The 20193-nt window shown below is 64.5% G+C and carries 16 protein-coding genes; 15 read left to right on the top strand and 1 reads right to left on the bottom strand.

Annotated features, from left to right (window positions below; all coding sequences use genetic code 11):
* Positions 1-43 precede the first annotated feature (43 nt).
* Entirely contained in the window at positions 44-1261 is a 1218-nt protein-coding gene (locus tag MUG94_RS13860) for an acetyl-CoA C-acetyltransferase (RefSeq protein WP_227892333.1), read from the bottom strand.
* Positions 1262-1752: 491 nt separating this feature from the next.
* On the opposite strand from MUG94_RS13860, the gene rpoB reads away from it, so the two are divergent.
* The 15 genes from rpoB (at position 1753) to rpsG (ending at position 20147) form a co-directional block, all read left to right on the top strand.
* Complete coding sequence (rpoB, locus tag MUG94_RS13855; RefSeq protein WP_227906665.1) at positions 1753-5253, top strand: DNA-directed RNA polymerase subunit beta; 3501 nt, start codon at positions 1753-1755, stop codon at positions 5251-5253.
* Positions 5254-5349: 96 nt separating this feature from the next.
* Positions 5350-9240, top strand: coding sequence for a DNA-directed RNA polymerase subunit beta' (locus tag MUG94_RS13850; protein ID WP_227892331.1), 3891 nt, complete (start codon positions 5350-5352; stop codon positions 9238-9240).
* 97 nt (positions 9241-9337) lie between these two features.
* Positions 9338-10111, top strand: coding sequence for an IclR family transcriptional regulator (locus tag MUG94_RS13845; RefSeq protein WP_227892329.1), 774 nt, complete (start codon positions 9338-9340; stop codon positions 10109-10111).
* 79 nt (positions 10112-10190) lie between these two features.
* Positions 10191-11384: a 4-hydroxybenzoate 3-monooxygenase gene (locus tag MUG94_RS13840; protein WP_227906663.1), complete on the top strand. Its 1194-nt coding sequence runs from the start codon at positions 10191-10193 to the stop codon at positions 11382-11384.
* 118 nt (positions 11385-11502) lie between these two features.
* On the top strand, positions 11503-12321 hold the full coding sequence (gene pcaH / locus MUG94_RS13835; RefSeq protein WP_227892385.1) for a protocatechuate 3,4-dioxygenase subunit beta: 819 nt from the start codon (positions 11503-11505) through the stop codon (positions 12319-12321).
* Positions 12318-12887 (top strand): protocatechuate 3,4-dioxygenase subunit alpha, encoded by a 570-nt coding sequence (pcaG, locus tag MUG94_RS13830; RefSeq protein WP_227906662.1) that lies wholly within the window; start codon positions 12318-12320, stop codon positions 12885-12887. Before pcaH ends, pcaG begins: the two co-directional genes overlap by 4 nt.
* Before the next feature lie 3 nt (positions 12888-12890).
* The gene (locus MUG94_RS13825; protein WP_227906660.1) at positions 12891-14321 is read left to right on the top strand and encodes a lyase family protein; all 1431 of its coding nucleotides are present in this window, start codon (positions 12891-12893) and stop codon (positions 14319-14321) included.
* Complete coding sequence (locus MUG94_RS13820) at positions 14318-15130, top strand: alpha/beta fold hydrolase (protein ID WP_227906658.1); 813 nt, start codon at positions 14318-14320, stop codon at positions 15128-15130. Before MUG94_RS13825 ends, MUG94_RS13820 begins: the two co-directional genes overlap by 4 nt.
* A 5-nt stretch (positions 15131-15135) precedes the next feature.
* Entirely contained in the window at positions 15136-15546 is a 411-nt protein-coding gene (gene pcaC, locus MUG94_RS13815) for a 4-carboxymuconolactone decarboxylase (RefSeq protein ID WP_341481666.1), read from the top strand.
* Positions 15543-16754 (top strand): thiolase family protein, encoded by a 1212-nt coding sequence (locus tag MUG94_RS13810; RefSeq protein WP_227906657.1) that lies wholly within the window; start codon positions 15543-15545, stop codon positions 16752-16754. The genes pcaC and MUG94_RS13810 overlap by 4 nt, the downstream gene beginning before the upstream one ends.
* Before the next feature lie 9 nt (positions 16755-16763).
* Positions 16764-17447: a 3-oxoacid CoA-transferase subunit A gene (locus MUG94_RS13805; protein WP_227892323.1), complete on the top strand. Its 684-nt coding sequence runs from the start codon at positions 16764-16766 to the stop codon at positions 17445-17447.
* Positions 17444-18148 carry a 3-oxoacid CoA-transferase subunit B gene (locus tag MUG94_RS13800; RefSeq protein ID WP_227906655.1) on the top strand — a complete coding sequence of 235 codons (705 nt, stop codon included), beginning with the start codon at positions 17444-17446 and terminating at the stop codon, positions 18146-18148. The genes MUG94_RS13805 and MUG94_RS13800 overlap by 4 nt, the downstream gene beginning before the upstream one ends.
* Before the next feature lie 33 nt (positions 18149-18181).
* Positions 18182-18970: an IclR family transcriptional regulator domain-containing protein gene (locus tag MUG94_RS13795; protein WP_227906647.1), complete on the top strand. Its 789-nt coding sequence runs from the start codon at positions 18182-18184 to the stop codon at positions 18968-18970.
* A 330-nt stretch (positions 18971-19300) separates the two neighbouring features.
* Positions 19301-19675, top strand: coding sequence for a 30S ribosomal protein S12 (rpsL, locus tag MUG94_RS13790; protein ID WP_104052742.1), 375 nt, complete (start codon positions 19301-19303; stop codon positions 19673-19675).
* Between the two features lies 1 nt (position 19676).
* Positions 19677-20147 carry a 30S ribosomal protein S7 gene (rpsG, locus tag MUG94_RS13785; RefSeq protein WP_104052741.1) on the top strand — a complete coding sequence of 157 codons (471 nt, stop codon included), beginning with the start codon at positions 19677-19679 and terminating at the stop codon, positions 20145-20147.
* The last annotated feature ends 46 nt before the right edge of the window (positions 20148-20193 follow it).

The raw sequence follows: 20193 nt of genomic DNA, 5'->3' as shown, positions 1-20193 counted from the left end.
TTCCGGCTTAAGTGCTGAGCATCCCGGGCGGGACAGAGACTTATCAGGCCTCGTCGCGGAACAGCAGCAGTGCTTCCCCCTGTCCGCCGCCGCCGCACAGGGCAACAGCAGCCTTGCCGGTACCGCGGCGCTGCAGCTCGAATGCCGCAGTAAGCGCCAGCCGGGCACCGGAGGCACCGATCGGGTGTCCAAGCGCAATGGCTCCGCCGTACAGGTTGCACTGCTCCAGATCCATGCCCAGCTCATTCAGCGACTGCACGGCAACCGCCCCGAAGGCTTCGTTGATCTCAATGAAGTCCAGGTCCGAGGTGGTCCATCCAGCCCGGTCCAGCGCGGCAAAAATGGCGTTGGAGGGCTGCGAGTGAAGAGTATTGTCAGGTCCGGCAACCTGCCCCGGGGCGCCGACCACTGCCAGGATGTCGAGGCCGTTGTCCTGCGCGTAGGCACGGGTGGTGAGAATCAGTGCTGCGGCTCCGTCGGAGAGCGGTGATGAATTGCCGGCGGTGATGGTCCCTTCGGGATCAAAGGCAGGGCGCAGGCCGGCCAGCGTTTCGGTTGTCGTGGCAGGGCGGACACCCTCGTCGGCCGTGAGGATGAGCGGCTCGCCCCGGCGCTGCGGAACAGTGACGGGCACAATCTCGGCGTCGAACACGCCGGATGCCATGGCTGCGGCAGCGCGCCGGTGTGAAGCCGCGGCCACTTCGTCCTGTTCCAGCCGCTTGATGGCCAGTTTGGTGTTGCCGCGTTCGGTCGAGATGCCCATGGAGTCATGGTCAAAAGCGTCGGTCAGTCCGTCGTGGGCCACTGAATCCAGCGCGCTGATGTTGCCGTAGTTCCATCCCTGACGGGAGCCCGGCAACAGGTGAGGGCCGTTGGTCATGGATTCCTGGCCGCCGGCCACCACCACCGTGGCTTCGCCTCCGCGGATCAGCCGGGCGGCGTCGATGACCGCGGCCAGGCCGGAGAGGCAGACCTTGTTGAGGGTGACCGTGGGGACATCCCAGCCGATGCCCGCCTTGATGGAGGACTGCCGCGCAGGGTTCTGCCCGCTGCCTGCCTGCACCACATGACCCATGATGACTGCGTGGACGTCGGCGGCCGGTACGCGCGCCTTCTCCAGTGCGCCGGCTATGGCGAACGCTCCCAGTTCAACGGCTGTAAAGGGGGCGAGCTGCCCGTTCAGGCGGCCCTGCGGTGTGCGTGCGCCGCCCACAATGACCACCTCGGTCATGGCTGCGGCTTGGTCTGGACGGTTGCTCATGGCGGAATAGTCACTTTCGTCGTCGAAATCTGCGCGTTGGCCCGTGATGCTGACCACGCTTGAACAAGGGTACGCCAAAGACCACGGCGGGAGAGAGAAGAGTCACAGTGCCCTTCGGGGCGGGTCCGGCCCCGGCGCACGCAATTGGGGTGACGTGCGGTAAGGTATCTGTATCCGATGCGTCAGCGGTGCGCCGGTGTTGCCTGTAGCTCCCCGCATAAGCGGCCGGCTGGAAGATGGTTTCCAGCTTTGTCCGGCGGGTTGAGCCACGCAGGGTTCTGGGACCGGGTAGACTTGTCTGCCCACAATGCCCTATAGTGGATATTTGCTTCCCTCTCTTAACCTTCAGCCTTCATATAGCGGTGGGCTTCGTCCTGTGCCAGGCAGCGTTTTGCGCGCCCGGCCGGATGCAAGGACGCACGCGGACCAGGTCCGTTCTGTGCAGAGAAGGAGGCGCGAAACACGCCTGAAGGTCTGTGGAAGGATCCCTCTTGGTCGCCTCGAGCACCTCTAATAATGCAACCGCTAACATCCCGGAGAACATCGCTCCCCGGATTTCATTCGCAAAGATTCACGAACCGCTTGATGTTCCCAATCTTCTTGCCCTGCAGACCGACAGCTTTGACTGGCTTGTCGGCAACGAGCGCTGGAAAGCGCGCGTAGAAGAGGCCAAGCAGACCGGGGAACAGGGCATTGCCACCACCTCCGGCCTGGCCGACATCTTCGAGGAAATCTCCCCGATCGAGGACTTCCAGGGCACCATGTCCCTGAGCTTCTCGGAGCCGGAGTTTGCCGACCCGAAGTACACCATGGCTGAGTGCAAGGACCGGGACGCCACGTACTCGGCTCCTCTGTACGTTAAAGCCGAATTCATGAACAACAACACGGGCGAAATCAAGCAGCAGACCGTGTTCATGGGCGACTTCCCCCTCATGACAGACAAGGGAACGTTCGTCATCAACGGCACCGAGCGTGTCGTGGTTTCCCAGCTGGTCCGTTCACCGGGCGCCTACTTTGAGCGCACCGCCGACAAGACCAGTGACAAGGACATCTACACCGCGAAGATCATTCCTTCCCGCGGTGCATGGTTCGAACTGGAAATCGACAAGCGCGACCAGGTGGGTGTCCGCCTGGACCGCAAGCGCAAGCAGTCCGTCACCGTGCTGCTCAAGGCACTGGGCTGGACCGAAGGCCAGATCCTGGAAACCTTCGGCGAGTATGACTCCATCCGTGCCACCCTGGAGAAGGACCCCACGGAAACCCGCGAAGATGCCCTGCTGGACATCTACCGCAAGCTCCGTCCGGGCGAGCCGCCCACGGTCGAGGCTGCCCAGACCCTGCTGGACAACCTGTACTTCAACCCCAAGCGCTACGATCTGGCCAAGGTTGGCCGCTACAAGATCAACCGCAAGCTGGGCATCGACAAGCCGCTGACGGATTCCGACGCTTCGGTCCTGAACAACGATGACATCGTTGCCATGATCAAGTTCCTCGTTGCCCTGCACGCCGGCGAGAAGACCGTCCCGGGCAAGCGCAACGGCGAGGATGTTGACATCCGCGTTGAGGTTGATGACATCGACCACTTCGGCAACCGCCGTATCCGCGCCGTCGGCGAACTCATTGAAAACCAGATCCGTACGGGCCTGTCCCGCATGGAGCGCGTTGTCCGTGAGCGCATGACCACCCAGGACGTCGAGGCCATCACGCCGCAGACGCTGATCAACATCCGCCCCGTCGTGGCAGCGATCAAGGAGTTCTTCGGAACCTCCCAGCTCTCGCAGTTCATGGACCAGAACAACCCGCTCGCCGGACTGACGCACAAGCGCCGCCTGTCCGCGCTGGGCCCGGGTGGTCTGTCCCGTGACCGTGCAGGCATGGAAGTCCGAGACGTTCACCCCTCGCACTACGGCCGTATGTGCCCCATCGAAACCCCTGAAGGCCCGAACATTGGCCTCATCGGTTCGCTGGCGTCCTACGCCCGGATCAACGCGTTCGGTTTCATCGAAACCCCGTACCGCAAGGTCATCGACGGCGTTGTCACCGACCAGGTTGATTACCTGACCGCCGACGACGAAGTTGAGCGCACCATTGCCCAGGCAAACGCTCCGCTGCGCGAAGACCAGCACTTCGCCGAGGACCTCGTCCTCGTCCGTGCCCGCGGCGGTTCCGGCGAGCCGGTTCTCGTTGAGCCCAACGGTGTGGAATACATGGACGTTTCCCCGCGCCAGATGGTGTCGGTGGCCACGGCCCTGATTCCGTTCCTGGAACACGATGACGCCAACCGCGCCCTCATGGGTGCGAACATGCAGCGCCAGGCCGTGCCGCTGCTCCGTTCCGAGCGCCCCGTTGTGGGTACCGGCATGGAGAAGTACGCTGCCGTTGACGCCGGTGACTCCGTTACCGCCGTCAAGCCCGGTGTCGTCACCGAGGTCTCCGCTGAACTCGTTACCGTCATGAACGACGACGGCACCGAGTCCAACTACCCGATCATGAAGTTCGCGCGCTCCAACCAGGGCAACGCGTACAACCAGCGGGTACTGGTCTCCGAAGGCGCACGCGTCGAGGTAAACAGCATCATCGCCGACGGTCCCTCCACGGACCAGGGCGAACTGGCTCTGGGTAAGAACCTGCTCGTGGCATTCATGTCATGGGAAGGCCACAACTACGAAGATGCCATCATCCTCTCGCAGCGCATGGTCTCCGACGACGTCCTGACCTCCATCCACATCGAGGAGCACGAAGTCGATGCCCGCGACACCAAGCTTGGTGCCGAGGAAATCACCCGTGACATCCCCAACGTGTCCGAGGAAGTGCTCTCCCAGCTGGACGAGCGCGGCATCATCCACATTGGTGCCGAGGTTGAAGCCGGCGACATCCTGGTTGGCCGCGTCACCCCCAAGGGTGAAACGGAACTGACCCCGGAAGAGCGCCTGCTGCGCGCCATCTTCGGTGAGAAGAGCCGCGAAGTCCGCGACACTTCCCTGAAGGTTCCCCACGGCGAGTCCGGCACCGTCATCGGCGTCCGCATCTTCGACCGTGACAACGACGACGAGCTGCCCCCGGGCGTGAACCAGCTGGTCCGTGTCTACGTGGCGCACAAGCGCAAGATCACGGACGGCGACAAGCTGGCCGGCCGCCACGGCAACAAGGGCGTCATCTCCAAGATCCTGCCGATCGAGGACATGCCGTTCATGGAAGACGGCACCCCCGTGGACATCGTCCTGAACCCGCTGGGTGTTCCGGGTCGAATGAACGTCGGCCAGGTCCTGGAAATCCACCTGGGCTGGGCCGCCAAGCAGGGCTGGAAGATCGACGGTAACCCCGACTGGGTCAAGAACCTGCCGGAATTGCCGCGCGAATCCGGTCCCACCACGGTCGCCACCCCGGTGTTCGACGGTGCCAGTGAAGATGAAATCACCGGACTGCTCGATTCCACCAACGTGACCCGTGACGGCAACCGCCTGATCGGTGCTTCCGGCAAGGCAAAGATGTACGACGGCCGCTCCGGCCAGCCGTTCCCGGAGCCCATCTCCGTGGGCTACATGTACATCCTGAAGCTGCACCACCTTGTTGACGACAAGATCCACGCACGCTCCACCGGCCCGTACTCCATGATCACGCAGCAGCCGCTGGGTGGTAAGGCACAGTTCGGTGGCCAGCGCTTCGGTGAAATGGAAGTCTGGGCCCTGGAAGCGTACGGCGCCGCCTACACGCTGCAGGAACTGCTCACGATCAAGTCCGATGACATCCATGGCCGCGTGAAGGTCTACGAAGCCATCGTCAAGGGCGAGAACATCCCGGAGCCGGGTGTTCCGGAGTCCTTCAAGGTGCTCATCAAGGAAATGCAGTCGCTCTGCCTGAATGTGGAAGTACTCTCCACCGAGGGCAACACGATTGAAATGCGTGACTCGGATGAAGAAGTCTTCCGGGCCGCGGAAGAACTGGGTATCGATCTGTCCCGCGCAGAGCCCAGCTCCGTAGAAGAGGTTTAGTCGAGCCGGCCGGCCCGCCTGCGCGGGCCGGCCTCCGGCAGCCCCTTCCCGTACCCGAGACATTCAGATTTAGAGAACAAGAGAGAACAGGGACCCATGTCCAACGATTCCACGTTCGGCCTTATGCGAATCGGCCTTGCCACCGCGGACGAAATCCGCGGTTGGTCTTACGGCGAGGTCAAGAAGCCGGAAACCATCAACTACCGAACCCTGAAGCCGGAGAAGGACGGTCTTTTCTGCGAAAAGATCTTCGGTCCTTCCCGCGACTGGGAATGCTACTGCGGTAAGTACAAGCGAGTTCGCTTCAAGGGCATCATCTGTGAGCGCTGCGGCGTCGAGGTCACCCGTGCCAAGGTGCGCCGCGAGCGCATGGGCCACATTGAGCTTGCCGCTCCCGTGACTCACATCTGGTACTTCAAGGGTGTTCCGTCCCGTCTGGGCTACCTGCTGGACCTGGCTCCGAAGGATCTCGAAAAGGTCATCTACTTCGCTGCCTACATGATCACCTCGGTGGACGAAGAAAACCGCCACGCGGAACTTCCGAACCTGCAGGCCGAGCACGACCTGGAGCGCAAGCACCTCGTCGACCAGCGCGACTCTGACATTGCCGCCATCGCCAAGGATCTTGAGGGCGAAATTGCACGCCTCGAGGGCGAAGGCGCCAAGGCAGCAGACAAGAAGAAGGCCCGCGACTCCGCCGACCGCCAGATGGCCAAGGTCCGCCGCGACGCCGACAACAACATCGAGCGCCTCGAGCAGGTTTGGGAACGCTTCAAGAACCTCAAGGTCGGCGACCTCGAGGGCGATGAAGGCCTGTACCGCGAACTGCGTGACCGCTACGGCCTGTACTTCGAAGGCTCCATGGGTGCCGAAGCCATCAAGCAGCGCCTTGAGGACTTCGACATGCAGGCTGAGTCCGAGCTGCTGCGCGACATCATCCAGAACGGCAAGGGCCAGCGCAAGACGCGTGCCCTGAAGCGCCTGAAGGTTGTCAACGCATTCCTGACCACCACCAACAGCCCGCTGGGCATGGTCCTGGACGCTGTCCCGGTCATCCCGCCGGAACTGCGCCCGATGGTCCAGCTCGACGGCGGCCGTTTCGCGACGTCCGACCTCAACGACCTGTACCGCCGTGTGATCAACCGCAACAACCGCCTGAAGCGCCTGCTGGATCTCGGTGCCCCCGAGATCATCGTGAACAACGAAAAGCGCATGCTCCAGGAAGCTGTTGACTCCCTGTTCGACAACGGCCGCCGCGGCCGTCCGGTCACCGGACCGGGTAACCGCCCGCTGAAGTCGCTCTCTGACATGCTCAAGGGCAAGCAGGGACGTTTCCGCCAGAACCTTCTGGGTAAGCGCGTTGACTACTCCGGCCGTTCCGTCATCGTTGTTGGTCCGCAGCTGAAGCTGCACCAGTGCGGTCTGCCCAAGCAGATGGCCCTGGAGCTCTTCAAGCCGTTCGTGATGAAGCGCCTGGTTGACCTCAACCACGCCCAGAACATCAAGAGCGCCAAGCGCATGGTCGAGCGTTTCCGCCCGCAGGTCTGGGACGTGCTGGAAGAGATCATCACCGAACACCCGGTGCTGCTCAACCGTGCACCCACCCTGCACCGCCTGGGTATCCAGGCGTTCGAGCCGCAGCTCGTTGAAGGCAAGGCCCTTCAGCTGCACCCGCTCGTCTGTGGCGCGTTCAACGCTGACTTCGACGGTGACCAGATGGCAGTTCACCTGCCGCTGAGCCCGGAGGCCCAGGCCGAGGCACGCATCCTGATGCTGTCCTCGAACAACATCCTGAAGCCCTCGGACGGCCGTCCGGTGACCCTGCCTTCGCAGGATATGATCATCGGCCTGCACCACCTGACCACCAAGAAGGAAGGCGCAGCAGGCGAGGGCCGGTTCTTCACGACACCGTCCGAAGCCCTGATGGCGTACGACCTCGGTGAGCTGGACCTGAACGCTCAGGTCAGCATGCGTCTGGAAGGCTTTGTGCCCTCCGCCGACCGTCCGGCTCCGGAAGGCTGGGAAGAAGGCACTCCTGCCCTCATCCAGACCTCCCTGGGCCAGGTCATCTTCAACCAGACCCTGCCGGCGGATTACCCGTGGGTTGAGAAGGTTGCAGACAAGGGCCAGCTGTCCACGATCGTGAACGACTTGGCAGAGCGCTACCCGAAGGTCATGACGGCGGCGACGCTGGATAACCTGAAGGACGCCGGTTTCTACTGGGCCACCCGCTCAGGCGTCACCGTTGCCATCTCGGACATCTCCGCGCCGATCGACAAGCCGGCCATCATGGAGGTTTACGAAGCACAGGCCGCCAAGGTCGAGAGCCAGTACGGCAAGGGCCTGATCGCAGAAGACGAGCGCCGTCAGGAGCTCATCGACATCTGGAACAAGGCAACGAACGAAGTTGCTGCGGCCATGCGTGCGAACATGCCCAAGGAAAACAACATCAACCGCATGGTGTCTTCCGGTGCCCGTGGTAACTGGCTGCAGGTTCGCCAGATTGCCGGTATCCGTGGCCTGGTGGCCAACCCTAAGGGTGAGATCATTCCCCGCCCGATCAAGTCCTCGTACCGCGAGGGTCTGTCGGTGCTGGAATACTTCATCGCCACCCACGGTGCCCGTAAGGGTCTTGCCGATACCGCTCTGCGTACCGCCAACTCGGGTTACCTGACCCGTCGTCTGGTGGACGTCTCCCAGGACGTCATTGTCCGCGAGGAAGACTGCGGCACCGAGCGCGGCCTGAACGTCACCATCGCAGTGCCGGACTCCAAGGGCGAACTGCAGCTGCACGAAGAGGTCGAGAACTCGGCGTACGCACGTACGCTGGCCACCGACGTCGTCGACCCCCAGGGCAATGTCCTGGCCAAGGGCGGCGACGATGTGGGCGACGTCCTCATCGCGAAGCTGTTCGAAGCCGGTGTCACCGACATCAAGGTCCGCTCCGTACTCACCTGTGAGTCCGCCGTCGGTACCTGTGCACTCTGCTACGGCCGCTCCCTGGCCACGGGTAAGACCGTGGACATCGGCGAGGCCGTGGGCATCATCGCCGCACAGTCCATTGGTGAGCCGGGTACCCAGCTGACCATGCGTACCTTCCACACCGGTGGTGTTGCTTCCGCGGAAGATATCACCCAGGGTCTGCCCCGTATCCAGGAGCTCTTCGAAGCACGTACCCCCAAGGGTGTTGCTCCGATCTCCGAGACCGCGGGTCGGGTCACCATCGAAGAGACCGACCGCCAGATGCGTCTGGTTGTCACTCCCGATGACGGCTCCGAAGAAATCGCGTACCCGGTCCTGCGCCGTGCCCGCCTGCTGGTTGCCGACGGCGACCACGTTGAGGTTGGCCAGCAGCTGGTCTTCGGTGCGGTGGATCCCAAGCAGATCCTCCGTATCCTCGGCCCGCGCAAGGCACAGGAATTCCTGGTGGACGAAGTCCAGCGCGTGTACCGCAGCCAGGGTGTAGGCATCCACGACAAGCACGTGGAAGTCATCGTCCGCCAGATGCTGCGCCGCGTGACCGTGATCGAGTCCGGCGATTCGGATCTGCTCCCGGGTGAGCTGGCCGAGCGCCGCCGCTTCGAGAACGAGAACCGCCGCGTGGTATCCGAGGGCAAGAAGCCGGCCTCCGGCCGTCCCGAGCTCATGGGTATCACCAAGGCGTCGCTGGCAACCGAGTCCTGGCTGTCCGCTGCTTCCTTCCAGGAAACCACCCGCGTCCTGACGCAGGCGGCCATGGAAGGCAAGAGCGATCCGCTGCTCGGCCTCAAGGAAAACGTCATCATCGGTAAGCTGATCCCGGCCGGAACGGGCCTTCCCCGTTACACCGAGGTCACCGTCGAGCCGACCGAAGAAGCAAAGGCCAACCTGTTTACCGGCCCGAGCGCCTTCAGCGACTTCGACTACGCCGGAGTGGACGGCGGCCTGAGCCCCGAGTTCCATGCCATCCCGCTGGATGACTACGACATGGGCAGCGACTTCCGCTAACCTGCAACGCTGCGGCCCGCCACACGGCATGCCGCAGTAAGGAAAGGTCCCGCACCGTTTGGTGCGGGACCTTTCGCGTTTGTGCCAGACTCTGGGAATGGCCAATTCCCGCTCGGGAGACACGATGACCAGCCGGATCGTGCGAATCATCAGTGCCTTCGATGAAACCCGCCCTTCACTGCCTGTGGCAGCGCTGGCACGCCGGGCGAACCTCCCGCTGTCCACGACCCACCGCCTGGTGGCGGAACTCGCGGGGCACGGGCTGCTGCAGCGCGACCGCAGCGGAGAAATCCGGCTGGGACTGCGCCTGTGGGAACTGGCCAGCCGCAGCTCGGCCGCCCTGGACCTCAAATCCGTTGCCATGCCCTTCATGGAGGATCTCCAAGCCGTGGTCCGCCAGCACACCCAGCTGTCGGTGCTCCAGGATGACGAGGTGCTTTTCATCGAACGGCTTTCCAGCCGAGGTTCCGTCCTGAACCACGCCAAGGTGGCTGGCCGGCTGCCGCTGCACGTTTCCTCTTCCGGAATGGTTCTGATGGCACACTCGCCCCACCACGTGCAGGCTGCCTTCCTGGCCCGTGCAGAGCAGTCCTCAGGCATTGACCGGCCCGCTGCGGAGGATCTGCGGCGGCAGTGGGCCCACATGCGGCAGTCCGGTTTCGCGAGCCTTCCCGGAACCGTCGTTGCCGAGACCACGGGCATCGCGGTGCCGATTTTCGACGCGTCCGGGTCCGCCGCCGCCGCCATTGGGGTGGTGGTTCCCACCGGGTCCGAAAATCCCGCGGCTACGGTCCCGGCACTGATGACGGCGGCACGCGGGATCTCCCGCGGCCTGGGCGCAAAGCCGGAGGTCTGCTTTCCCATTCAATGAGAATCGCTTGGCTGCCATCGGGTGATCCGGACCACACTGGAGGCACGTTATACCTGCAACAGCTGTCAAGGAGTACCGCATGGGCGCAGCGCGCACCGTTCTGAAAACCAAGGTCGGCATTGTGGGCGGCGGTCCCGCGGGACTGATGCTCTCGCATCTGCTGGCGGGAGCAGGCATCGAGAGCATCGTGGTGGAGAAGCGGGACTACGAGACCATCCGCACTACTCACCGCGCCGGCATCCTGGAGCATGGTTCGGTGAAGATGCTCACCGACGGCGGCGTCAGCAACCGGGTCCTCACCGACGGGCACCGGCATGAAGGGATTGACCTGCGCTTCGGGGGCATCAGCCACCGGATAGATTTCCAGGACCTGGTGGGGGAGTCCGTCTGGCTCTATCCGCAGAATGAGGTGTTCGTGGACCTTGCTGCTGCCAGGGCGCGCGACGGCGGCGACGTCCGGTGGGCAGTGTCAGGCACCGAGGTCCTGGACCTCACCACCGACACTCCCAAAATCCGCTTCACTGATGCTGAAGGTGCCGGTATCGAGATCCACTGCGACATCCTTGTGGGAGCGGACGGCTCGCAGGGCGTCTGCCGGCGTGCGATTCCCGCAGAACAGCGCCGGGAAAACTTCATTGAGTACCCCTTCGCATGGTTCGGCATCCTCACCGAGGCGCCGCCGAGCGCCCCTGAGCTGGTTTACGCCAATTCCGACCGCGGATTCGCCCTGATCAGCCAGCGCAACGACACCATCCAGCGGATGTATTTCCAGGCCGACCCGACCGAGAATCCCGACGACTGGACCGAGGAGCAAATCTGGGAGGAGCTCCAGCTGCGGGTGGACGGCCCCGACGGTTTTGAGCTCAAACGCGGCCCGATCTTCGAAAAAACCCTGCTGAAGTTCCGCAGCTATGTCTGTGAGCCGCTGCGCTACGGCGGCCTGTTTCTCGCCGGCGATGCAGGGCACACCGTGCCGCCCACCGGGGCCAAGGGGCTGAACCTCGCGCTGGCTGATGTCCAGGTTCTGTTTGAAGCCATTGAATCGTTCTATGCCACTTCCGAGAAGGACCTGCTGGATGGATACAGCGACCAGGCGCTGGCGCGGGTCTGGCGGGCGCAGAACTTTTCCTATTGGATGACCTCCATGCTCCACACCCGTGCGGACGCAGGCCCCTTCGAGCGCAAACGCGCCCTGGGGGAGCTGGCCGGCGTCGTCGCCTCCCGGCACGGAAGCGCCTATTTGGCGGAGGGCTACACGGGATGGCCAAGTTAAGTTCGCATAGTGAACACCTGTACTCTAGGTGAACATTCGAGTAGGGTGGTTTCATTCTCGGGATGCTCAGCAGCGGTACGGGCAGATCAGGAACATTCGACAAGGGAGAACCATGGAAATGGAAGAAGGCCTGTTCCAGGACAGCCACGTCATCGAGGGCCCGGACTCCGCCCAGGCTTCCCAGGATGAAATCTCGTCTGAGATTCGGGAGATTCATTCCTCCTACCGCAAGGGCATCGAGGACGGCCTGCCGCAGGAAACGCAGCCGCGGCGGGACTTCGCTCCCTACCGGAGCTCGATCCTGCGCCATCCGACCAAGGACCTGCACCACGCGGATCCGGAGACCATTGAGCTCTGGTCCCCGGCCTTCGGGCACCAGGACGTCCACGCGCTGGAAAGCGACCTCACCATCCAGCACAACGGCGAACCGCTGGGAGAGCGCATCATCGTGAAGGGTCGCGTCCTGGACGGCGCCGGCCGCCCCGTGCGCAACCAGCTCGTGGAAATCTGGCAGGCCAACTCCGCAGGCCGGTACATCCACAAGCGGGACCAGCACCCCGCACCGATCGACCCGAATTTCACCGGCGTCGGCCGCTGCCTTACCTCTGATGACGGCAGCTACGAGTTCACCACCATCAAGCCCGGACCGTATCCCTGGAAGAACCACTACAACGCCTGGCGTCCGGCCCACATCCACTTTTCCCTGTTCGGCACGGATTTCACGCAGCGCCTGGTGACCCAGATGTACTTCCCCGGGGATCCTCTCTTCTCCCTGGATCCGATCTATCAAACGATCACCGATGCCAGGGCACGGGACGCGCTCGTCGCCACCTACGACCACAGCGTGACAGCCCACGAATGGGCCACCGGCTACACCTGGGACATTGTGCTCAGCGGCAGCAACCGCACCTGGATGGAAGACGAGGACGCAGAGTGACACCCGAGCAGAAACTCCAGCCCACCCCGGCCCAGACCATCGGTCCGTTCTACGGGTACGCCCTGCCCTTTGACAGGGACAGCCAGCTGCTGGCTCCCGGGCTGCCCGGGACCATCCGCCTGCACGGCACGGTGCGCGACGGCGACGGGGAACCGATCCCGGACGCCCTCCTGGAAATCTGGCAGGCTGATGCCGCCGGCAACGTTCCGCAGGAGCCGGGGTCACTGGTGCGCGACGGCTACACCTTCACCGGATGGGGCCGCGCCGCCGTTGACGGAGCAGGGAACTACACGTTTACCACCGTCAATCCCGGCGCCACCGAGGAAGGGGCAGCGCCGTTCATTTCACTGCTGATCTTCGGGCGCGGACTCACGAACAAGCTGCACACCCGGATCTACCTCCCGGAGAACGAAGATGCGCTGGCCCGCGACCGGCTGCTGGCATCCCTTCCGCCGGAGCGCCGCTCCACCCTGATCGCGGAGCGCGAAGCCGACGGAGGACTGCGGTTCGACATCTCGCTGCAGGGGGCGAACGAAACCGTGTTCCTGTCCTTCCCCGGGGCCTAGCGGATGGCTGAATTCACTGATGCAGCCGATTACGGGCTGCTGTCACCGGTGTGGGCCGGCACGGACGGCGCGGCGCAAACCGGAGACCGCCGGATTATCCAAGCACTGCTCGACGTCGAACTGGCCTGGCTGCGGGTCCTCGCCGACGCAGGCGTGATAGCGCCGCAGGTGCCCGGCGACGCCGCACCGGCCTGCCAAGCGGACCTTTACGACCCGGCGTCCCTGGCCGCCCGGTCCGCCGGCGGCGGCAACCCGGTGATCCCCCTGCTGTCGGACCTGCGCGCCAAGGTGCGCGAAACCGCACCCGCCGCGGCGGACGCTGTGCACACTGCCGCCACCAGCCAGGACATCCTGGACACGGCGCTGATGCTGGTCACCGCGGACACCCTGGCAGGCATTGCCGCCGACGCCGGGCGCACAATGGCAGCACTGGCCGGCCTCGCCGTCGAGCACCGGGGCACCCTGTGCGTGGCCCGGACCCTCACCCAGCATTCCCTTCCTTCGACGTTCGGACTCCGCGCCGCCCAGTGGCTGCACGGGGTTGGCCAGGCGGCTGAAGCCCTGGAGGCCGCTGCAGCCCGCCTGCCCCTGCAATGGGGCGGCGGCTCGGGAACGCTTGCGGCCCTGCGCAACGTTGTGGATGCCAGCGGATCAGCGGCTGCGCCCCTGGATCTTGCCGATCAACTGGCCGCCCGGCTGGGACTGGCTGCACCCCCTGCACCGTGGCAGGGAAACCGGCTGCCCGTCACGGCAGTCGGTGCCGCGCTGCAGGACCTGCTGTCCGCTGCCGGCAAGATCGCCAACGACATCCTGCTGATGAGCCGGCCCGAGGTGGGCGAGGTGTCCGAACCCCGTGCCGCCGGGCGCGGGGGTTCCTCGGCGATGCCGCAGAAACGGAACCCGGTGCTGTCCGTGCTGATCCGCAGCGCAGCCCTGGCCGGCCCCGGTTACGGAGTGCAGCTCCAGACGGCCGCCGGCGCCGCCGATGACGAGCGCCCCGGCGGCTCGTGGCACACCGAGTGGCAGGCGCTGCGTTCCCTGCTGCGGCTGGCCTCCGGCGCAGCAGCGAAACTTGCCGAACTGACCGAAGGCCTCACCGTGAACACCGGCACGCTGCGCGAAAACCTCGATGCCGCAGGGCCGCTGGTGGTCAGCGAACGCCTGATGTCCACCGTCGCTCCGCTGCTGGACGCCGACGGCGGACCCGGCACCGGGAAAACCCGCCTGCAGGAGCTCGTCTCCACCTCGCTGGCCACGGGAAACTCCCTGGCAGAACTGCTGCGGCAGGCACTGCCTGCTGACGTCATGTCCGATGCCGAGCTTTCAGCCCAGCTGGATCCGGCCAATTACGTGGGCGAGGCGTCCGCCCTGATTGACCGCATTGTTGCCGCCTATCCCGTTGTTGCCGCCTATCCCGTAAGGAGCTCCCGGTGAGCCAGCCCGTACTCAAAGCCAGCCTGCTCAGTGATGCCGGCCCGGATGCTCCCGTCCTGATTGCCGGACCGTCGCTGGGCACCTCGGCCGCAGCACTGTGGTCCGCCGCAGCAGCGGCCCTGGAGCACTTCACCGTGATCGCCTGGGATCTGCCCGGACACGGAGTCAGCCCCGCGGCCACTGAGGCGTTCAGCATTTCGGATCTGGGGGACTCCGTTGCGGGCCTCGTCGCCGCAGCACGTGCCGGAGGAGACATCACCGACCAGCAGAGCGTGTACTACGCCGGAGTCTCCCTGGGCGGCGCCGTTGGACTGCAGCTGGGACTGGACCACGCTTCGGACTTCGAGGGACTGTCGATCCTGTGCTCCGGCGCTAAGGTCGGCAGCCCCGAAGGCTGGGCCGAACGCGCCGAAACGGTGCGGAACCAAGGAACTCCGGCGGTGCTGAGCGGCTCCGCCGAACGCTGGTTTGCACCCGGCTTCATCGAGCGGGAACCGGCCGCCGCGACTGCACTGCTGCACTCCCTCCAGGACGCGGACCGGTTCTCCTACGCCTTCTGCTGCGAGGCCCTGGCCGGATTCGATGTGAGGGAACGCCTCGGCGACATCACCCTGCCCCTGCTCGCCCTGGCGGGCGAACAGGACGCGGTCACCCCGCCGTCGGACGCTGAATTCATTGCCGTACGCACCCCCAACGGCACCAGCGCCGCCGTTGACGGAGCGGCCCACCTGCTTCCGGCCGAGAAGCCGAAAGAAACCGCAGAACTGCTGCGCCGCTTCTTTGGCGCGGCATATCAGGAAGGACTGTAGAACCCGTGATCGAGGATGCAGGCAAGACCCAGCAGGATGTTTATGACGAGGGGATGGCCGTCCGCCGCGAGGTGCTCGGCGCGGCCCATGTGGACCGGGCGAACGCCGCCAAGGACGAGTTCACGGCTGACTTCCAGGATCTGATCACCAAATACGCATGGGGGAGCATCTGGACCAGGCCCGGCCTGCCCCGGACCATGCGCAGTGCGATCACGCTCACCGCGCTGATCGCCCACGGGCACCTGGAGGAGTTCGCCATGCATGTCCGGTCGGCCCTGACCAACGGGCTGACCCGGGACGAAATCAAGGAGATCATCCTGCAGTCCGCCATCTATTGCGGCGTTCCCGCCGCCAACTCCGCCTTCAAAACGGCGCAGCAGGTATTCGCAGAGCTCGACGGGGTGGAGATCCGATGAATCAGGCATACATATACGACGCAGTCCGCACGCCGTTCGGAAAGTTCGGCGGAGCGCTGGCCGGAGTCCGGCCGGATGACCTGGGAGCGCAGGTCATCCGTGCCGCCGTCGACCGCGCCCCCGGCCTGGACCCTGCGGCCGTCGACGAAGTGGTGTTCGGCAACGCCAACGGCGCCGGCGAGGAGAACCGCAACGTCGCCAGGATGTCGTCGCTGCTGGCTTCCCTGCCCACGTCGGTCCCGGGAACCACGGTGAACCGGCTCTGCGGCTCTTCCCTTGATGCCGCGATCATCGCGTCCCGGCAGATCAACACCGGGGAAGCTGACCTAATGCTCGTCGGCGGCGTGGAGTCCATGAGCCGTGCGCCCTGGGTGCTCCCGAAAAACGAGAAGGCCTATCCCGCAGGGAACCAGACGCTCGCCTCCACCACGCTGGGCTGGCGGCTCGTGAACCCCGCCATGCCCGCGGAATGGACCGTGTCGCTGGGCGAAGCGACCGAGCAGCTGCGCGAAAAGTACAACATCACCCGGGACCGCCAGGACGAGTTTGCGGCAAAGTCCCATGTGCTGGCCGCCAAGGCCTGGGACGAAGGCAACTACGCCAACCTGACCGTCGCCGTCGACGGTGTTGTCCTGGACCGGGATGAATCCATCCGTGCCGGGTCGACGGTGGAGAAACTGTCCACCCTCGCCACCGTGTTCCGCCCCGCCGGAGACGACGCCGCGGGCGGCACGGTAACCGCGGGCAATGCTTCGCCGCTGAACGACGGCGCTTCGGCGGCCTGGCTGGGGAGCGAGGCAGCCGAAGGCCTTCTGGGGCTGCCTCCGCTGGCCCGCATCGCCGGGCGCGGCGCCGCCGCCAACGAACCGCAGTACTTCGGCTATGCGCCGGTCGAAGCCGCCAACCTGGCCCTCAAGCGTGCCGGGATCGGCTGGGGAGATGTCGGCGCCGTGGAACTCAACGAAGCCTTCGCGGCCCAGTCCCTGGCCTGCCTCGATGCCTGGGACATTGACCCGGACATCGTCAACGCGTGGGGCGGGGCAGTGTCCATCGGGCACCCCCTCGGTGCCTCCGGCACCCGGATTCTGGGGACGCTGGCACGCCGGCTCCAAGCCTCCGGAGAGCGATGGGGTGTTGCCGCGATCTGCATCGGCGTCGGGCAGGGCCTGGCCGTAGTGCTCGAAAACTCAACCAACACCGGGAACTAGGGGAAAACTGTGCTCAACATTGTGCAGGACGTCGACGAGGCCGTTGCGCCCATCACCGACGGGGCCACCGTAATGATCGGCGGATTCGGCAGGGCCGGACAACCGGTGGAGCTGATCGAGGCGCTGCTCCGCCAGGGAGCTTCGGACCTGACGGTGGTGAACAACAACGCAGGCAACGGCGAACACGGCCTGGCCGCCCTTATTGGCGCAGGCAGGGTGAAGAAGATCATCTGTTCCTTCCCGCGCCAGTCTGATTCGCAGATCTTCGACGCGAAGTTCCGGGCCGGGGACATCGAACTCGAGCTGGTGCCGCAGGGCAACCTTGCAGAGCGGATCCGTGCCGCCGGGGCGGGCATCGGCGGGTTCTTCACGCCAACCGGGTACGGAACGATGCTCGCTGAGGGCAAGGAGACCCGGATCATCGACGGCCGGGGCTACGTTTTCGAATCCCCGCTCTCCGCGGACTTTGCGCTGGTCAAGGCACTGCGTGCCGACCGGGAAGGGAACCTCGTCTACCGCAAGACCGCCCGTAACTTCGGTCCCATCATGGCCGCCGCGGCGGCCAACGCCATTGTCCAGGTGCGCGAGGTCGTGGACGCAGGGGACATCGATCCCGAGAACGTTGTCACACCGGGCATTTACGTCAACACCGTGGTGCGCGTGGAACAGGAACAGGAGCCGGCAGCAGCATGAACACATCAACGGGAGACCGGGCAACTGAAGGCACGGCAGTCGTAACGGACACCGGTGCACGCTTGGATAAATTTCAGCTCGCGGAACTGGTGGCGGGGGATATCGCACCCGGCTCCTACGTCAATCTGGGGATCGGCCAGCCCACCCTGGTGTCCAACTATCTGGTGCCGGACCAGAAAATCACCCTGCACACGGAAAACGGAATGCTGGGGATGGGTCCGGAAGCGCAGGGGAGCGAGATTGACGGCGACCTCATCAACGCCGGAAAGATCCCGGTCACGGAGCTGCCCGGGGCAGCGTACTTCCATCACGCAGACTCCTTCGCCATGATGCGCGGCGGGCATCTGGACGTCTGCGTGCTGGGCGCATTCCAGGTCTCAGCCTCCGGCGACCTGGCCAACTGGCACACCGGCGCAGCCGATGCGATCCCTGCCGTGGGCGGAGCCATGGATCTGGCAACGGGGGCCAAGGACGTCTACGTCATGATGTCCCTGTTCACCCGGGAGGGGATGAGCAAACTCGTCCGGGAGTGCACTTACCCCCTGACGGGAGTGGGATGCGTAACCCGCGTCTACACTAATGAAGCGGTCTTCCTGCTGAAGGAGGACGGCGTGCACGTGCGTGAAACCCACGGCATCCGCTTTGAGGAGCTGGCAGCCGTGATGGATGTTCCGCTGATCCGTGATCCGGCCTGCAACTGAGGCTAAGCCGGGACCGTTATCCGTAAGGGAGACATGAGCGAGACCTCCGCTGCCAGCGGCCAGCACGTCCAGTCGCTGGCGCGCGGCCTGAGCGTGATCCGCGCCTTTGACGCCGACCACGTCAGCATGACGCTGAGCGAGGTCTCCCGCCGGACCGGACTGACCCGCGCCACTGCCCGCCGGTTTCTGCTGACACTGGTGGATTTGGGGTACATGCGCACCGACGGCCGCAACTTTGAGCTAACCGCCCTGGTGCTGGCCCTGGGGTACTCCTATCTCTCGGGTCAGACGCTGCCGCAGCTGGCGCAGCCCCTGCTGGAAGACCTGTCCCGCACCATCTCGGAGTCAACGTCCGCGTCCATCCTTGACGGACAGGAAATTGTCTATGTCGCCAGGATTCACACCCGGAGGCTGATGCGGGTGGGCATCGCCGTCGGCACCCGCTTCCCGGCCTATGCCACGTCCATGGGACGGGTTCTGCTGGCAGGACTGCCGGTCCCTGCACTGGATCAGTACCTGGCCGACGTACGGCCGGAGCCGCTGACGGAGCGGACCGTCACCACAGTCCCCGCCCTCCGCGAAGAGATCAGCCGGGTGCGTGAAGCGGGCTGGGCAGTGGTGGACCAGGAACTGGAAGCGGGGCTGCGTTCCGTTGCCGTTCCGGTCTTTGGCCCGGACGGAGAAGTGATTGCCGCCATCAACACGTCCATGCAGGCACTGGGGGCCGGCGGGAGTACGCTGGAGGAAGCCGTTGCGGCCGTGCTGCCGCATCTGCAGCAGACGTCGGCGAAGATTACCGCCGCCCTGGTCGCCGGAAGTTAGCGCCCGGGTGCGGAAGCCGGCATCAAAGATGTGATTCCTGCCGCACCGTCGGGCAGGGAAGCTTAAGTCTGTTAGACTAATAATCAATTGTTTGTGTGGCAGTGGATGAAGGACGCTCAGCGTAGCGGGCCTGTTTCCGGGTTGCAGGGTTCCTGTGCAACGAATGCCACACTTTTGCACGCCTACGGTCGCTTTCGCGAGAAAATCGGAGCTTCTCGAGGCATTGCGGAAATGACGACTTAAAGCGCGTCGCCTCGGCTGTTGTCACAGCTGACAGCGGGGCGGAGCAACCAAGAGAACTTATCTCGAGAAAAAACGGAGAACACGAAAGTGCCTACGATTCAGCAGCTGGTCCGCAAGGGCCGGTCACCCAAGGTCTCCAAGACCAAGGCTCCTGCCCTCCAGGGCAGCCCGATGCGCCGTGGTGTTTGCACCCGCGTTTACACCACCACCCCGAAGAAGCCGAACTCTGCGCTCCGTAAGGTTGCCCGCGTGCGCCTCAACGGCGGCATCGAGGTTACGGCCTACATCCCCGGTGTGGGTCACAACCTGCAGGAACACTCCATCGTCCTCGTTCGCGGTGGTCGTGTGAAGGACCTGCCCGGTGTTCGTTACAAGATCGTTCGCGGCGCACTTGACACCCAGGGTGTCAAGAACCGCAAGCAGGCTCGCAGCCGTTACGGCGCGAAGATGGAGAAGAAGTAATATGCCCCGCAAGGGTCCGGCCCCCAAGCGGCCGCTCGTACTGGATCCCGTTTACGGCTCCCCGTTGGTCACTCAGCTGATCAACAAGGTTCTCGTTGACGGCAAGAAGTCCACCGCAGAGCGCATTGTTTACGGTGCACTCGCAGGCGCTCAGGAGAAGACCGGGGGAGACCCCGTTGCAGCCCTGAAGAAGGCCATGGACAACATCAAGCCGAGCCTTGAGGTCAAGTCCCGCCGCGTCGGCGGCGCCACCTACCAGGTTCCCGTTGAGGTCAAGCCGGGCCGTGCAACCGCACTGGCTCTGCGCTGGCTGGTTGGCTACTCCAAGGCCCGCCGCGAGAAGACCATGACCGAGCGTCTGCGCAACGAGATCCTGGACGCGTCCAACGGTCTCGGTGCAGCAGTCAAGCGCCGCGAAGACACCCACAAGATGGCCGAATCCAACAAGGCCTTCGCACACTACCGCTGGTAATAAGCCAGGCCGACGGCGGCCACTCCTGAAGGCCCTGTATCCCGCT

The organism is Arthrobacter gengyunqii (assembly GCF_023022985.1).
Classification (GTDB): Bacteria; Actinomycetota; Actinomycetes; order Actinomycetales; family Micrococcaceae; genus Arthrobacter_B; species Arthrobacter_B gengyunqii.
This window is presented reverse-complemented; position numbering and strand designations above follow the sequence as displayed.

Coding starts and splice junctions, on each gene's coding strand:
- MUG94_RS13860 (WP_227892333.1), bottom strand. CDS start 1,261: ATGAGCAACCGTCCAGACCAAGCCGCAGCCATGACCGAGGTGGTCATT.
- MUG94_RS13850 (WP_227892331.1), top strand. CDS start 5,350: ATGTCCAACGATTCCACGTTCGGCCTTATGCGAATCGGCCTTGCCACC.
- MUG94_RS13845 (WP_227892329.1), top strand. CDS start 9,338: ATGGCCAATTCCCGCTCGGGAGACACGATGACCAGCCGGATCGTGCGA.
- MUG94_RS13840 (WP_227906663.1), top strand. CDS start 10,191: ATGGGCGCAGCGCGCACCGTTCTGAAAACCAAGGTCGGCATTGTGGGC.
- pcaH (WP_227892385.1), top strand. CDS start 11,503: ATGGAAGAAGGCCTGTTCCAGGACAGCCACGTCATCGAGGGCCCGGAC.
- MUG94_RS13825 (WP_227906660.1), top strand. CDS start 12,891: ATGGCTGAATTCACTGATGCAGCCGATTACGGGCTGCTGTCACCGGTG.
- MUG94_RS13810 (WP_227906657.1), top strand. CDS start 15,543: ATGAATCAGGCATACATATACGACGCAGTCCGCACGCCGTTCGGAAAG.
- MUG94_RS13800 (WP_227906655.1), top strand. CDS start 17,444: ATGAACACATCAACGGGAGACCGGGCAACTGAAGGCACGGCAGTCGTA.
- MUG94_RS13795 (WP_227906647.1), top strand. CDS start 18,182: ATGAGCGAGACCTCCGCTGCCAGCGGCCAGCACGTCCAGTCGCTGGCG.
- rpsG (WP_104052741.1), top strand. CDS start 19,677: ATGCCCCGCAAGGGTCCGGCCCCCAAGCGGCCGCTCGTACTGGATCCC.